This is a genomic window from Gammaproteobacteria bacterium (assembly GCA_016705365.1).
Lineage (GTDB): Bacteria > Pseudomonadota > Gammaproteobacteria > Pseudomonadales > UBA5518 > UBA5518.
Map to the genome: position 1 here is coordinate 1,269,127 of JADIYI010000008.1, position 13,897 is coordinate 1,283,023.

At 65.2% G+C, this 13,897-nt stretch carries 12 protein-coding genes and 1 tRNA gene; 5 read left to right on the forward strand and 8 right to left on the reverse strand.

The annotated features are described in order from the left end of the window. Positions 1 to 53: 53 nt before the first annotated feature. From IPF49_13475 to IPF49_13500, 6 genes are all read right to left on the reverse strand, one after another. Positions 54 to 695, reverse strand: a complete 642-nt coding sequence (locus tag IPF49_13475; protein ID MBK6288616.1) for a 50S ribosomal protein L25/general stress protein Ctc — start codon at positions 693 to 695, stop codon at positions 54 to 56. Between the two features lie 93 nt (positions 696 to 788). Continuing rightward, complete coding sequence (locus IPF49_13480; GenBank protein MBK6288617.1) at positions 789 to 1,733, reverse strand: ribose-phosphate pyrophosphokinase; 945 nt, start codon at positions 1,731 to 1,733, stop codon at positions 789 to 791. Between the two features lie 125 nt (positions 1,734 to 1,858). Further along, positions 1,859 to 1,934, reverse strand: a tRNA-Gln gene (locus tag IPF49_13485). Between the two features lie 8 nt (positions 1,935 to 1,942). Then, a complete protein-coding gene (gene ispE / locus IPF49_13490) occupies positions 1,943 to 2,782 on the reverse strand; it encodes a 4-(cytidine 5'-diphospho)-2-C-methyl-D-erythritol kinase (GenBank protein MBK6288618.1) in 840 nt (279 codons plus the stop codon). Further along, positions 2,779 to 3,387, reverse strand: coding sequence for an outer membrane lipoprotein LolB (lolB, locus tag IPF49_13495; GenBank protein MBK6288619.1), 609 nt, complete (start codon positions 3,385 to 3,387; stop codon positions 2,779 to 2,781). Before lolB ends, ispE begins: the two co-directional genes overlap by 4 nt. After that, complete coding sequence (locus tag IPF49_13500; GenBank protein MBK6288620.1) at positions 3,384 to 5,165, reverse strand: tetratricopeptide repeat protein; 1,782 nt, start codon at positions 5,163 to 5,165, stop codon at positions 3,384 to 3,386. Before IPF49_13500 ends, lolB begins: the two co-directional genes overlap by 4 nt. A gap of 157 nt (positions 5,166 to 5,322) precedes the next feature. Here IPF49_13500 and IPF49_13505 point away from each other — a divergent pair, with 157 nt between their 5' ends. From IPF49_13505 to moeB, 4 genes are read left to right on the forward strand one after another with little or no spacing between them, the layout of a single operon-like run. Next, positions 5,323 to 6,609 carry a glutamyl-tRNA reductase gene (locus tag IPF49_13505; GenBank protein MBK6288621.1) on the forward strand — a complete coding sequence of 429 codons (1,287 nt, stop codon included), beginning with the start codon at positions 5,323 to 5,325 and terminating at the stop codon, positions 6,607 to 6,609. Next, a complete protein-coding gene (gene prfA, locus IPF49_13510; protein ID MBK6288622.1) occupies positions 6,609 to 7,691 on the forward strand; it encodes a peptide chain release factor 1 in 1,083 nt (360 codons plus the stop codon). The genes IPF49_13505 and prfA overlap by 1 nt, the downstream gene beginning before the upstream one ends. Positions 7,692 to 7,704: 13 nt before the next feature. Continuing rightward, positions 7,705 to 8,556, forward strand: a complete 852-nt coding sequence (gene prmC / locus IPF49_13515; GenBank protein MBK6288623.1) for a peptide chain release factor N(5)-glutamine methyltransferase — start codon at positions 7,705 to 7,707, stop codon at positions 8,554 to 8,556. Then, the gene (gene moeB / locus IPF49_13520) at positions 8,549 to 9,295 is read left to right on the forward strand and encodes a molybdopterin-synthase adenylyltransferase MoeB (protein MBK6288624.1); all 747 of its coding nucleotides are present in this window, start codon (positions 8,549 to 8,551) and stop codon (positions 9,293 to 9,295) included. The genes prmC and moeB overlap by 8 nt, the downstream gene beginning before the upstream one ends. A 90-nt stretch (positions 9,296 to 9,385) precedes the next feature. Here moeB and IPF49_13525 read toward each other — a convergent pair whose 3' ends face one another. Further along, complete coding sequence (locus IPF49_13525) at positions 9,386 to 12,145, reverse strand: PAS domain-containing protein (protein MBK6288625.1); 2,760 nt, start codon at positions 12,143 to 12,145, stop codon at positions 9,386 to 9,388. Positions 12,146 to 12,160: 15 nt separating this feature from the next. On the opposite strand from IPF49_13525, the gene rhlB reads away from it, so the two are divergent. Then, complete coding sequence (gene rhlB / locus IPF49_13530; protein ID MBK6288626.1) at positions 12,161 to 13,522, forward strand: ATP-dependent RNA helicase RhlB; 1,362 nt, start codon at positions 12,161 to 12,163, stop codon at positions 13,520 to 13,522. A gap of 83 nt (positions 13,523 to 13,605) precedes the next feature. Here the strand turns inward: rhlB and IPF49_13535 are convergent, their stop codons facing one another. Continuing rightward, entirely contained in the window at positions 13,606 to 13,896 is a 291-nt protein-coding gene (locus IPF49_13535; protein MBK6288627.1) for a PA4642 family protein, read from the reverse strand. Position 13,897 lies beyond the last annotated feature (1 nt).

Below are 13,897 nucleotides of genomic sequence, written 5' to 3' on the forward strand. Positions count from 1 at the left end.
AAGGATCAGGAAGCGCGGGCCAGCGCCCATTCCGGGCTGGCCCGCGCAGCGGGTCAGGATGCGGGTTTCGCGGGTTCCGCGGCAGCTGCATCTTCCTCGCCCTCGGTCGCGCCGACCTTCGCTGCCAGAACCGTCGCAACCGGCAGGTCGTGCTCCGGGCCATGCGAGAGTTCGATGCTCTCGACGCCTTCGGGAAGTGTCAGTTCCGAAAGATGCACCGAATCACCGACATGGTACGGGGTCATGTCGACTTCGATGAATTCCGGCAAATCCTTTGGCAGACAGCTGACGTGCACTTCGTTGGCGTTGTGCTGGATCATGCCGCCCTGCTGTTTCACGCCGTGGCACTTTTCTTCGTTGATGAAGTGCAGCGGAATGTGGATGTGGAGCTTGCGGCCTCTGACCACGCGCTGGAAGTCGGCGTGCAGGATGCGCGGCTTGGCCGGATGGCGCTGCAGATCCTTGAGGATGACCTCTTCGGTATCGGCGTCCACGTTGAGCGTGATCAGGTGGGAGAAGAACGCTTCGTTCTCCAGCGCCCTGCTGAGGTCCTTGTGCGACAGGGAAATCGTGCGTGGTTCCCCGTCACCGCCGTAGATGATCCCCGGAACCAGGTTTTGGTGACGCAGGCGGCGGCTCGCACCTTTCCCCGCGTCGCCGCGTGCTGCGGCATTCAGAACAAATTCGCCAGACATGGTCTGTACTCCTTTGTGATGCGATCAGTCTCCGTGCGACCGGGATGACTGTCGCGGTTCATGAAAGAGGGAGAACGCTCCCTCCTGTTTGCATCAGCCAAACATCACGCTGATGGATTCCTCGTTGCTGACCCGGCGCACCGCCTCGGCGAGCAGCGGGGCGCTGCTCAGCTGACGGATCCGGGTGCAGGCTTGCGCCTCGGGCGACAGCGGGATCGTGTCGGTCACGACCAGCGCATCGAGCACCGAGGCGTTGATATTGGCGAGCGCATTGCCCGACAGCACCGCGTGAGTGCAATAGGCGATGACTTTCGAGGCGCCATGCTCCTTGAGCGCCTGGGCGGCCTTGCACAGCGTGCCGGCGGTATCGACCATGTCGTCGATCACCAGGCAGGTGCGCTCGCTGACATCGCCGATGATGTGCATGACCTGCGCTTCATTGGCCTTGGGGCGGCGCTTGTCGATGATTGCCAGGTCGAGATCGTTGAGTTGCTTGGCGATGGCCCGGGCGCGCACCACGCCGCCGATATCGGGCGAAACCACCATCAGGTTCGGGTAGCGCTGGCGTTCGATGTCGTCGATCAGGATGGCGGACCCGTAGACGTTGTCCACCGGCACGTCGAAGAAGCCCTGGATCTGTTCGGCATGCAGGTCGACGGTGAGCACACGGCTCACCCCGGCCTTGGCCATCATGTCGGCGACCACCTTGGCGCTGATCGGCACGCGGCTCGAGCGGACCCGCCGATCCTGTCGCGAGTAGCCGAAGTAGGGCACCACCGCGGTGATGCGCGAGGCCGACGAACGGCGCAGCGCGTCGATCATCAGGATCAGTTCCATCAGGTTGTCATTGGTCGGCGCGCAGGTCGACTGGATGATGAACACGTCCTTGCCGCGCACGTTCTCGTCGATTTCAATGCTGATTTCGCCATCGCTGAAGCGGTTCACGGTGGCACTGCCCATGCGCAGGCCGAGTCGCTGCACGATCTTGTGGGCGAGACCGGGATTGGCATTGCCGGTGAAAACCATCATTTCGGGCACGGCGGAATCCTTCGGGACTGTCTTGCTACGCAACGGCTGGGCTTCTGAAGCGGAAATTTGCTGTCGGGGATTGCTGGCGTTTCATATCGCTCGGCCACCCTGGAGGTAATTCCCGCATGAAAAATTGGCTGGGGCGGGAGGACTCGAACCTCCGAATGGCGGGATCAAAACCCGCTGCCTTAGCCACTTGGCGACGCCCCAATCGATGCTCAATACAGTGCTTCATGCACCGTGGAGTGGTTGATGCCCCGGGCAACGAACCAGTCCCATTCCTGCGGCACACCGGCTGCCACTGCGCGCGCCTGCCGTTCGCTGCCGAACGCGGCAAACAGGCAACTGCCGGTACCACTCATGCGCGCTGTCCCGTGGCGGGAGAGCCACCCGAGTGCCCGATCGACCTCGGGATACCGCTTCCTGACCACGGTTTCGCAGTCATTATGACCACCGCCCGCCAGAAAGCCCGCTATTGTCATTGTGGGCGTATTTCGTGTCAATTCCCGGTCTGCAAAAATCGCGGCAGTATTTACCGCGCACCCGGGTCTGATCACGAGGTACCAGCGCTCGGGCAGCTCGATGGCCTGGAGTTGCTCGCCGATGCCCTCCGCCCAGGCGCTGGCGCCGTGCACGAACACCGGCACGTCCGCACCGAGTTGCAGGCCGAGTTGCGCGAGTTCGGGCAGTGCGAGGCCGCAGCTCCAGAGTCTGTTCAGTGCCAGCAGCGTGGCGCCGGCGTCCGAGCTGCCACCGCCGAGCCCGCCGCCGGTGGGGATCCGTTTGCGCAATTCGATTTGCACACCGTTCCGGGCGGTGCAGTGTGGTGCCAGCAAGCGCGCGGCACGCATCACCAGGTTGCTCTCGGGTGAAATATCGGTGGGTCCGCCCCGCAGGGAGAGGGTCGCCTCGTCGGTGACGGTAAAACGCAGTTCGTCGCACAGATCGATCAGCTGGAAAACGGTCTGCAGCTGGTGGTAACCGTCAGGTCGGCGCCCGATGATGTGCAGAAAAAGGTTCAGCTTGGCGGGTGCGCGCAGTGTGACGGTGCGGCTCATGGGGCCGACGCACTCCAGCGATTGACCAGCACCGTCAAGACTGCATCCTGACCCTCGAGCCGGATCCGGGTCGGCAGCGATATGCCTTCGATATCGCGATAACTGCCAGGTTTGACCAGCCAGCCCGACTGCCTGAAGCTGGCGGCCTCGGAGTTGATGATTGCGGCGGAATCGAACGGTTGATCGGGTTGCGGGATGCCGCGGACCCAGAACTGCAGCGCCGCGACCGGAATATTCCAGCCCCAGAGTTCGCGCACCAGCAGATCCGGATCGGGATGGTGCCGCGGCTGGCCCTGCTGGTCAGTCCAGCTCACGCCATCGCGATCGCCGGAGAGAACCAGTTTGCCCATGCCGAGTGCGCCGCTGAGCACCAGGCGGTAGTTCGCTCCCTGTTGCTGCCAGCCGAGCGCAGCGCTGCCCGAGCCGCTTGCCGCGCGCACGCCGATCTTGCCGTTCAACGCCCAGTTCGCGCGCTGGTTGACCGCGGCGACATGTGCTTCCCAGTCGCCGGTGGGCGCCGGACGCAGGGTTTCCCGGGTACAGGCGCCGAGGCCGAGCGTCAGCATGACCACTATCGTGACGGCGCGGGGCAGCGCGGTGGTCACGGTGCGGGTGCCGGTTCGGGCTGTACCGGAGGGCTGACGCCGAGTCGCTCGGTGGTCGCGCGGATGATCGCGCTGTCCGGTGTGCCGGCAAGTCCCTTGCCCCAGACGAGCCGCGCCTCGTCGGTGCGTCCCATCACCCACAGGACCTCGCCGAGGTGGGCCGCGACCTCGTGATCGGGAAAGCGGTCGAAGGCCTTGCGCAGGTTTTCGAGCGCGAGTTCAAGGTTGCCAAGCCGGTACTGTACCCAGCCCATGCTGTCGAGAATGGCGGGATCATCGGGCTTGAGTTCGAGCGCGTGGCTGATCAGTGCGAGGGCCTCGGCGAAACGGTCGGTGAGGTTCGCGAGCGAGTAGCCGAGCGCGTTGAGCGCCAGCGAATTATCGGGATCGAGCGCCAGCATGCGCCGCAGATCCTGTTCCATGGCTGCCACGTCACCGCGTTTCTCGCTGACCATTGAGCGGGCGTAGAGCAGTGCCGGCTCCTCGGGCTGCTCGGCCAGTGCGTTGCTCAGCAGCCGCCACGCGCCGTCATAATCCTTCGATTCCACCCGCAACTCGGATTCCAGTAGCAACAGCCGAAGTTTCTGGTCGGGCCAGCGCGCGCGCAGCTCCGTCATCGCTTCGCCGAGCGCGGTCGGGCCGCGGGTGCGGCTGATGAGCTCGCAGCCGCGCGCCAGTGCGGCGATGAACATCGGCGAGGGTTTGACCTCGAGATAATGGGCAATGGCAGCGTCATTGTCTCCCTGGCGCTCGGCCTCCTGTCCGAGATAGAAATGCGCGGCATTCAGTTGCTGGCCCGCCGCGAGGAGTGCGTTCAATTGCTCGCTCATGCGCTCGAATTGACCGGTCTCGTGGTAGACCAGGGCCAGGGAAAGCCGTAGTTCGGCATCGTCCGGCTGCTGCGCGACGAGAATCCGAAACTGCTCCTCGGAGCGTGCCAGATCGGTTTTTGCCAGCAGTCTTGCGTATTGCAGGCGCAGGCGGGTGTTGTCCGGTGTATCGCGCAGCGCCTGCTCGATGCGGGCGTAAGCCTTTTCGGTATCGCCGAGGTTCTGGTAGACCTGCGCTTCGATCAGAATCGCCTGGTAGTTGTCGGGGTCGAGTGCCAGCACTTCCCGCACCCTTGCGAGCGCGAGCTCGTTTTCATCGACACTCTGCAGGAGTACCGCGCGCGCGATCAGCACATCGACTTCGTTTCCCGGACCCAGTGCCTCGAGCTCGGCGAGCATCTCGCGGCGCTCGCTCGGCGCAAGCTCGAGCGAGCTTGCTGCGATAACCGCGAAATTGCTGGCGCCGCCGGCATCGTGCGCCGCCCGCATGTGGGCGAAGGCCTCCCGCGGCCGGCCGGCGCGGGCGAGTTCGGTGGCCGCGGTGAACTGGGCTTCGGGTTCTTCCGGCTCCGCCGCGGCCCACAACAAGGCGGCCTCGAGGGTGGCGCGGTCCGCTCCGAAGTAGCGGGCCATGCGGGTGGCGCGTGCCGCGACCCCGGCGTCGTGGGTACGTGCTGCCTGTTGCAGATAGTTGCCCAGCGCCACGTCGAGCACGCCCCGGCGTGCCGCGAATTCCGCCACCAGCAATGCGTACAGCGTATCCTCGGGAAACGGTCGGTAAGTGGGTTCGGCGCTTGCCGGCAGCGGTTCGGGGGCGGTGACTGCTGCCGGCACCGGCTGCGCAGCACCGCTGCAGGCGACCATGATGCCCGTCAGCACAACGCCGGCAGCAACGCGTGCGAGGCGGCTGGTCGCGGCGAAAAAGCTATGGAGGTTCGATATGCTCATGGATCGCGGAATGTGTCGCCAACGCGACGGAAGCGCAGGATTCTGCACAATTTGTCCGCGAATTGATACACTTTGGCAGCGTTCCAGTTCCCCTTGTTGCCCCGTGAGAGTGTGTTGCGTCGCCTGCGCCGATGCGCGGGGCGGGTATTCCTGATTCATGAGTCTGCTTGTAATAGGCCTCAACCACACCACCGCCGCGATCGAAATGCGCGAGCGTGTGGCCTTCTCCCCGGAACAGATTCCGGAGGCCTTGCTGCGCGCGCTGGATGGTACGGGCCTGGCCGAGGCGGTTATTTTGTCGACCTGCAACCGCACCGAGCTGATTGCCGCGACTCCTGCCGGTGGGGACGGCGAGGAGTGTGCGCTCGACTGGTTTTCCACGGTTCACCATCTGAGTCGCGCGCAGCTCGACGGCTCCCTGTATCGGCATCGGGATGCCGAGGCGATGCGTCACCTGATCAGGGTGGCGAGCGGGCTCGATTCGATGGTGATGGGAGAGCCGCAGATATTCGGCCAGCTGAAATCGGCCTATTCCGCCGCGCGTCATGCGGGTACGGTGGGCGCGGAATTGAGCCGTGCCGTGAGCCATGTGTTTGCGGTTGCGAAGAAGGTGCGCACCGAGACGGCGATTGGCGAGAATCCGGTCTCGGTCGCATTCGCCGCGGTAAAGCTGGCCCGCCACATTTTTTCCGATCTCGCGGCGACCACGGCATTGCTGATCGGCGCCGGCGAAACCATCGAGCTGGTGGCGCGCCATCTCTCGGAAGCGGGCGTGCCGCGGCTGATTGTCGCCAATCGCACACTGCACCGCGCCGAGCAGATCGCCACGCGGTTTGCGGGCGAGGCGATCCTGCTCGCGGAGATTCCCGACAACCTGGTGCGCGCCGACATAGTCATCAGCTCGACGGCGAGCCAGTTGCCGATTCTCGGCAAAGGCACCGTCGAGCAGGCCATGCGCGCGCGCCGCCACAAGCCCATCTTCATGGTTGATATCGCGGTTCCGCGTGACATCGAGTCGCAGGTGGCGGAGATCGACGATGTGTATCTCTACAGCATCGACGATCTGCAGCAGATCATCGATGACAACCGGCGCGCCCGCGCCACGGAAGCCGAGCGCGCCGGCACCATCATCGACGCCGGGGTGCAGGCTTTCCTGGACAGCAGCCGCAGTCTCGATGCGGTGAGTGCGTTGCGTGACTACCGCGAGCGCGCCGAGCGGCTGCGGGACCAGGAGCTCGAGCGCGCGCAGCGCCAGCTGCGTGGCGGGGCTGCCGCGGATCAGGTGCTGGAGCAACTGGCGCGCGGCCTGACCAACAAGCTGTTGCATGGCCCGAGCGTCGAGTTGCGCAGGGCCGCGGCCGAGGGGCGCACGGAGCTGCTCGACTGGAGTCGCCGCCTGCTCGGCCTCGAGCACGGCGCTGCCCCTGGTGACGAGGATCCATGATAAAGAAATCCCTGCTCGACAAACTCGCGCAACTCGGCGAGCGACACGAGGAGCTCTCGGCATTGCTCAGCGATTCGGGCGTGATCGGGGATCAGAACCGCTTTCGTGCCTACAGCCGCGAGTATGCCGAGATCGGCCCGGTGGTTGCCGCGCATGCCGAATATCTCGCGCTGCTTGGCGCTATCCGCGAAGCCGGACTCATGGCGCGCGATGCGGACGCGGAGATCCGGCAGCTGGCCGAGGAAGAGATACAGAACGCCTCGGCGCGTCGCGATGCGCTCGAACTCGAGCTGCAGAAGCTGCTTTTGCCACGTGATCCGCGCGATGCGAGCAATGTGTTTCTCGAAATCCGCGCCGGCACCGGGGGTGACGAAGCGGCGATATTTGCCGGCGATCTGTTCCGCATGTATGCGCGTTTCGCGGATCGCGCGGGCTGGCAGGTCGAGGTCGTCAGCGAGCGCCCCGGCGAGCACGGCGGCTTCAAGGAAATCATCGCCAGCATTGCCGGGCGCGAAGTCTATTCGCGGCTCAAGTTCGAATCCGGGGCGCACCGGGTGCAGCGAGTGCCCGAAACCGAGGCCCAGGGACGGATCCACACTTCCGCCTGCACCGTGGCGGTGATGCCCGAGGTGGCCGCTATCGAGGAGGTCGAGATCAACAAGGCCGATCTGCGCGTCGATACCTATCGCGCCTCGGGAGCCGGCGGCCAGCATGTCAACCGCACCGATTCGGCGATCCGCATCACGCATCTGCCGAGCGGCATCGTGGTCGAATGCCAGGACGAGCGCTCGCAGCACAAGAACCGGGCGCGGGCAATGGCATTGCTGCAGGCCAAGCTGCTCAGCAAGGCGCAGGAAGAGCAGCAGCAACAGCAGGCCAGCGAGCGGCGCAGCCTCGTGGGCAGCGGCGATCGCTCCGAGCGTATCCGGACCTACAACTTCCCGCAGGGCCGCATCACCGATCATCGCATCAATCTCACCCTCTACAAGCTGGCCGAGATCATGGATGGGGCACTCGAGCACGTGATCCAGCCGCTGGTCAACGAGTACCAGGCGGAACTGCTCGCGGCGCTTGCGGATTAGCGGCGCACGTCCGATGGACAACGGGCAGCACACCACGATCCGCGCCCTGCTCGCATGGGCGCGGACCAGTCTTCCGCAAGAGGAGGCCCGCACTGACAGCGAGGTCCTGCTCGCGTTTGTCTTGCAACGTTCACGCACCTTTCTCTACGCACACGACCAGGACCAGGTGCCTTCGCTTGCGGCCGCGCGCTACCGGGGGCTGATCGCGCGGCGCCTCGATGGGGAGCCGGTTGCATATCTGACCGGTCAGCGTGAATTCTGGTCGCTGGATCTGCGGCTGAGTCCTGCCACGCTGGTGCCGCGTCCGGAAACCGAGCTGCTGGTGGAGCGCGCCCTGCAACTGCTCGGACCGGCCGCGGCGCGGGTGCTGGACCTGGGAACCGGCAGCGGTGCGATCGCCCTGGCGCTGGCCAGGGAGCGTCCCGCATGGCAGGTGCTTGGAGTGGATATCGACCCGGCCGCGGTCGCGGTGGCCACGGCGAATGCGATGCGGCTCGGGATCGGCAACGCCAGTTTCGTCGCCGGCAGCTGGTATGCGCCCTGCGCCGGGCGCTATTCCCTGATCGTGTCCAATCCACCTTATGTTTCCGAGGATGATCCGTGCCTGGGAGCATCCGGCCTGCGTCATGAACCACGCGCCGCGCTCGCCTCGGGGAGCGACGGGCTCGATGCCCTGCGTTGCGTGATTACCGGTGCACTGCAGTTTCTGGAGCCGCATGGAGCATTGCTCTGCGAGCATGGCGCGGAGCAAGGTGAGGCGGTCCGGCGGCTGTTCGCGGATGCGGGTTTCGCGCCGGCGTATACCGAGCGTGATCTGGCCGGCCGCGAACGGCTAAGCTGGGCGCGGGGGCACGCACATGAATGACGAGCAACTGTTGCGCTACAGCCGGCACCTGTTGTTGCCGGAAATCGATGTGAGCGGGCAGCAGCGACTGCTCGAAGCCACGGTGCTGGTGGTTGGCCTGGGCGGCCTCGGTTCTGCGGCGACACTGTATCTGGGTGCCAGCGGCATAGGTCGCCTGATGCTGGCCGATGATGATCTGGTCGAGTTGTCCAACCTGCAGCGGCAGGTGATTCACAACAGCGCTGCGATCGGCCGCGCCAAGGTTGATTCGGCGGCGGCGACGGTGCGGGCCATCAATCCGGATGTGCGCACCGTGCCGATCCGGGAACGGCTCGACGAGGCCGGTATCGGGCAGCTGCTGGACGAGGTCTCGCTGGTACTCGACTGCAGCGACAACTTCGCGACCCGTCATGCCATCAACGCGGCCTGCTTTGCCGGGCGGGTGCCGTTGGTCAGTGGTGCCGCTCTCGGCTGGGAGGGGCAGATCGCGGTGTTCGATCCGCGCACTGGCACGGGCCCCTGTTATCGCTGCCTCTATCCGGATGCGAATGCAGTCAGCGAAAGATCCTGTGCCCGCAACGGGGTGGCGGGGCCGGTGGTCGGCACCATCGGGGTGCTGCAGGCGTTGCAGGCACTGAAGTTGCTGTGCGGCGCGGGGGATGCACTATGTGGCGAACTGCTCGCATTCGATGCTTTGGCACTGGAATTTCATCGTTTGCGCATCGCGCCACGCGCAAATTGTCCGGTTTGCGCGGCGTGACGACGCCGGGCGTGGCCTGAGCGCGCAGGAAGCGCCGGACTTGGGTCGCGCCTGCGGCGACCGAGGGGAAACCGGCCTGTTTTTGCGCTGCTAGACGGGTCCCTTGTTCTGCCAGATACGGCCGAGCGGGAAGCGCGCCACGGTAGAGCGTGGCTTTTCCGGGCTCGGGCCATCCTCGGCGCAATCCGCTGCCCTGAAGAATATGTGCAAGCTGATGCCGGTGGGCACGTTCTGGTGAATCCGCAGGTGGCCGCCCTGCGCGTGCACCAGGGCGTGGATCTCGGCCAGATCATCGAGCGCACCGCCACTTGGACGGTGCTGCTGCGGCGCGACGCTCAGGCGTTCGATTTCGGCGGCCTCGAGTTGCGATGCCGAATCCTCTATCACCAGTTCCACGAAATTGCCCTCGAAGCCTTCGCGGCAGGAGATGCAGGAACGTTTGCCGGCATTGCTGTTGCGCAGACGGATGCCGAGGGTTCCCCGGGGATCGAGCGCACGGCGTGCATGGCGGATGCCGCGCAGCATGATCTGGTGAAACACCACCGGGTCGCACTGCGCCGGCGGCAATGAAGACTCCAGTTCGTTGTCAAAGCATGCGCCGGCGGGAAGCAGGATGCGCTCGAGGTCGACGATGTCTTCTGCCAGCGGTTTGAGCGCGATCAGTGCTGGCGGCGATGGCTGCTCGGCCTGCCCGGCCACCTGGTGGATCAGGGCCTGCGCCTGCATCGTGGTTTCCACCAGCTGCTCGAGCTGCTGCAACACGCCTGCGTAATCACCGGCATCGGTCAGCACGTCCTCGACGCGGCTGATGACCGAGGCGGTTGCATCACCGATTTCCACGCGTTGCTGTGCGCGATGGTGCTCGAGATCGTGTACCGTCGCGAATTCGGCGCGGTTGTCCGCCTGCGGCAGATCCCCGGGTGCGAGCCATATGCCGCCGGTTCCGCAGAGCGCACCATCGGTGGCGCGCAGCGGGAAATAAAAGCAGTGATGTTCGCCGCGCCGGGTGCCGTGGCCGGCGCAGCGAAACTCGGAAAACCCGGCGCCGGTCTCGATGAGGCGACGGTCCGCTTCGTGCAGCGCCATGGCGAGTTCGTCGGGAAACACTTCCACATCGGTCTTGCCGAGCAGCATCGTCTCCTCGATTCCCAACAGTTCCTCGAAGGGCGGGTTGGTCGCCAGGTAGCGGCCGTCGAGGTCCTTGATGTAAAGCGGCAGTGGTATGCGACGCAGCGCTTCGCGCAGTTGCTCGCGCGCGTTGCGCGCCTCCGCCAGTTCCCGGCTGCGGGAAGTGGCGTCCTGCACGCTGAGAAGTACCCGCTGTGGCATGCCGGGCCGGGCGCGCAGCGGCGCGGAGAAACATTCCAGCCAGCGCTTGCCGGTGGCGGATTCGACCGCATAGAGGTTGTTGTTCACCCTGCCGGTATTCAGCGTGTGGGTGATCTGCTGCAGGCACTCGGCACCTGCGGCGGCCCCGAAGAGTTCGGAAATACGGCGATCCTCGAGCTCGGATGGCTGCTCCGCGAGTACCCCTCCGGCCACCGAGATGCAATGCATCACGCGGCCCTGCTCGTCGAGCAACAGGCAGGTCAGTGGAAACGAGCGTGCGATGTATTGTGCCATCTCTTCCTGGGTGCGCCGTGACAGGCGCGCCCCCACCTGCTCGCTGATGTCCGCGACTTCCGCCATTACCTCGTCATCGCCCAGCAGGTGCAGGTGGTAGCGTCGCCAGCGCGTGAATTCGCCGCGGGCCAGGAGCATCACCTCGCGTGTTTCGCTGATGCCGCTTTCGTGCACCCGCTGCAAGGCTTCGGAGAGATCGAAACCATCGCAGGGGGGCGCGGTCTGGGCGGCACTCAGGCCGTCCATCGGGTCGCCCGGTCGGTCTTCGAGCAGCGCGGCGGCCGGGTTGCACCAGTCGACCCGGAAGACGCCGTACGCATCGCGCCGATAGACCGTGATGCCGGTATCGCAGTCCGCCAGCCACCCGGCGTTATCCGGTCCCGCAGCCTTGGCGGTCGCGGAATCGCCGGCAACCGCAAGAGGTTCCTGCGCCTCCTGCTGCGCATGATAAAAGGTGCCGCCGATCGACAGCGGAGCGCCGCCCGCGTCGAGTTCCACGCTGATGTCATCGGAGACCACCGGCAGCCAGGCCCCGTCGCGCCTTCGAACACGGTAACTCACCGGATGGGGTGGGGCGGAGCCATCGAGCACCCGGTGCACCTCGGCAACCAGCCGGTCGATGTCATCGGCGTGGATCAGGGATTTCCAGTCGCCGATGCCGGTACCGGTCTCGCTGCCCGCATAGCCCAGGTCGCGCAGGGTGGTGTCGGAGAAGCAGGCATGCTGGGTCGCCAGCGTGATGCGCCATGACCCGGTACGCAGCACCGGGTCGCCCTGGGTCAGCGCCGCGGGACTCGCGGCAACGGCAGTCCTGGTTTGGGCCGGTGCGGATGGCTCGGCGAGCAGTTCACCCAGGCTTGCTACCGAAAGTTCCTCGAGTATCAGGATCTGGTGCAACCCGGCACGCAACCCGCGCACCAGTTCCGCCCGGTCGCCGTGGCGGGTCGCGGCGCTCAGTATGCCGAAGCAGCGAATGGTGGGCGCGAGTCGCGTGAGCTGCCCCAGCAGCCGCTCGGGTGTCAGGCCGGCGAAGCCAAACCCGAGGAAGCAGAATTCGCAGTGGGCAGCCTCCGCGGGTAGTTCCGGACCCGCGGGGTCGGCGCTGATGATCTCCGGGCGCAGCTGAGCCGGCAGCGAGCGCAACAGGCTTCGCAGCAGATGCGACTCGAGCGGATCTTCGCACAGCAGGAGTGCGCGCGATTGCTTGCTTGCGGGGACCAGCGTCATGTATTGCCTTGCCTGATGGCAGCTCCGCCGATTCTATTGCGCCTGTCGATACTCTGCTACCCCAAAGCAACGGTAATAAGCGCCAGGGCGGTGCCAGCGCGATTGCGGGTGAGGCACCTTGTCGCTAAGCTGGCCCGCTTGCGCAATGACGGACCCGAAAGAATGCAAGAACAATCCGCTGAAAATGTCGATGGCGTCACGCCAGCCCCGGCCACGGTAAGCTTTCGCGAACTGGGGTTGCCGGAACCGCTGCTGAAAGCGATCGACGATCTCGGCTTCCGCCACTGCACGCCCATCCAGCAGGAGGTCCTGCCGCATACCCTGCTTGGCAATGACTGTATCGGCAAGGCGCAGACGGGAACCGGCAAGACGGCGGCGTTTCTGCTGACGATACTGAGCGACCTGCTGAACAACCCGGCCGAGGAGCCGCGCTACGCGGGCGAACCGCGGGCGTTGGTCATCGCGCCGACCCGCGAACTGGTGATGCAGATCGCCAAGGACGCCGAAGACCTGTCGCGCCACACAGACATTCACATCGTTACCCTGATCGGCGGCGTCGACTATGATCGCCAGCGCCAGCAACTCGAGCGCAAGCTGGTCGATATCCTGGTGGCGACCCCCGGGCGCCTGATGGATTTCCACAGTCAGCGCCAGATTCACCTCGATCGCGTCGAGTTGCTGGTGATCGACGAGGCCGACCGCATGCTGGACATGGGATTCATACCCCAGGTGCGCCGCATCATTCGCCAGACTCCGCAGAAGACCCACCGCCAGACCATGTTCTTCAGTGCCACGTTTACCGAAGATGTGGTGCGGCTGTCCGATCAATGGACCTACAACCCGGTGCGGGTGGAAATCGAGCCCGACAGCATCGCGGCCAAGGATGTCGAGCAGCTGGTCTACCTGGTCGAATCCGGCAAGAAACTCGATCTGTTGCTGAACCTGCTGCGCCAGCCCGAGGCGGCGAGTGTCATGGTGTTCGCCAACCGCCGTGACCAGGTCCGCAGACTCCATGAGCGCCTGGCACGCGCGGGAATTCCCTGTGGGATCCTCTCCGGAGAGGTGCCCCAGCACAAGCGGATGAAAACCCTGGAATCGTTCCGTTCGGGCGAGTTTCGGGTGCTGGTCGCCACCGATGTGGCCGGTCGCGGAATCCATGTCGAGGGGGTCACCCACGTGGTGAATTTCACCTTGCCCGAGGATCCCGACGATTATGTGCATCGCATTGGCCGCACCGGGCGTGCCGGGGCGACGGGCACCTCGATCAGCTTTGCCTGCGAGGACGACGCGTTCCTGTTGCCGCAGATCGAAGAGCTGCTGGGGCAGAAGCTGGCCTGCCTGCATCCATCCCCCGAGTTGCTCGAACGCCGCCGCTAGCCTGTGCCGGGCTGCGCCGCGCGTAGCGACCAACGGCTGAGCCGCGGATTCGAGGCGCGCTTCAGAGCCTGTACGTCGGGTTTCTAGGCGTCGGGGTTCTGCAGGATCGCCGCGAACTCGGTGCCGTGGCGGTGACGCCCCAGTTCCTCGAGCAGGGTTTGCTGTTCGGGTCCGCGAGCGTCGAGCTTGCCACCAGCGGCCACGAACAGCTTGATGAAATCGGCAAAATCCTCGATTCGCATGCTCTGGTAGGCGCGCAACAGGCGATGAAAATCGGCATTCCGGTTCGCGGGGGGCGCCAGCTCGAGAAAGCTGCGCACACGCTCCGGTGTCCACACTTCGTCGATGACCTTCTGCTTCTCCTTGCGTTGCATC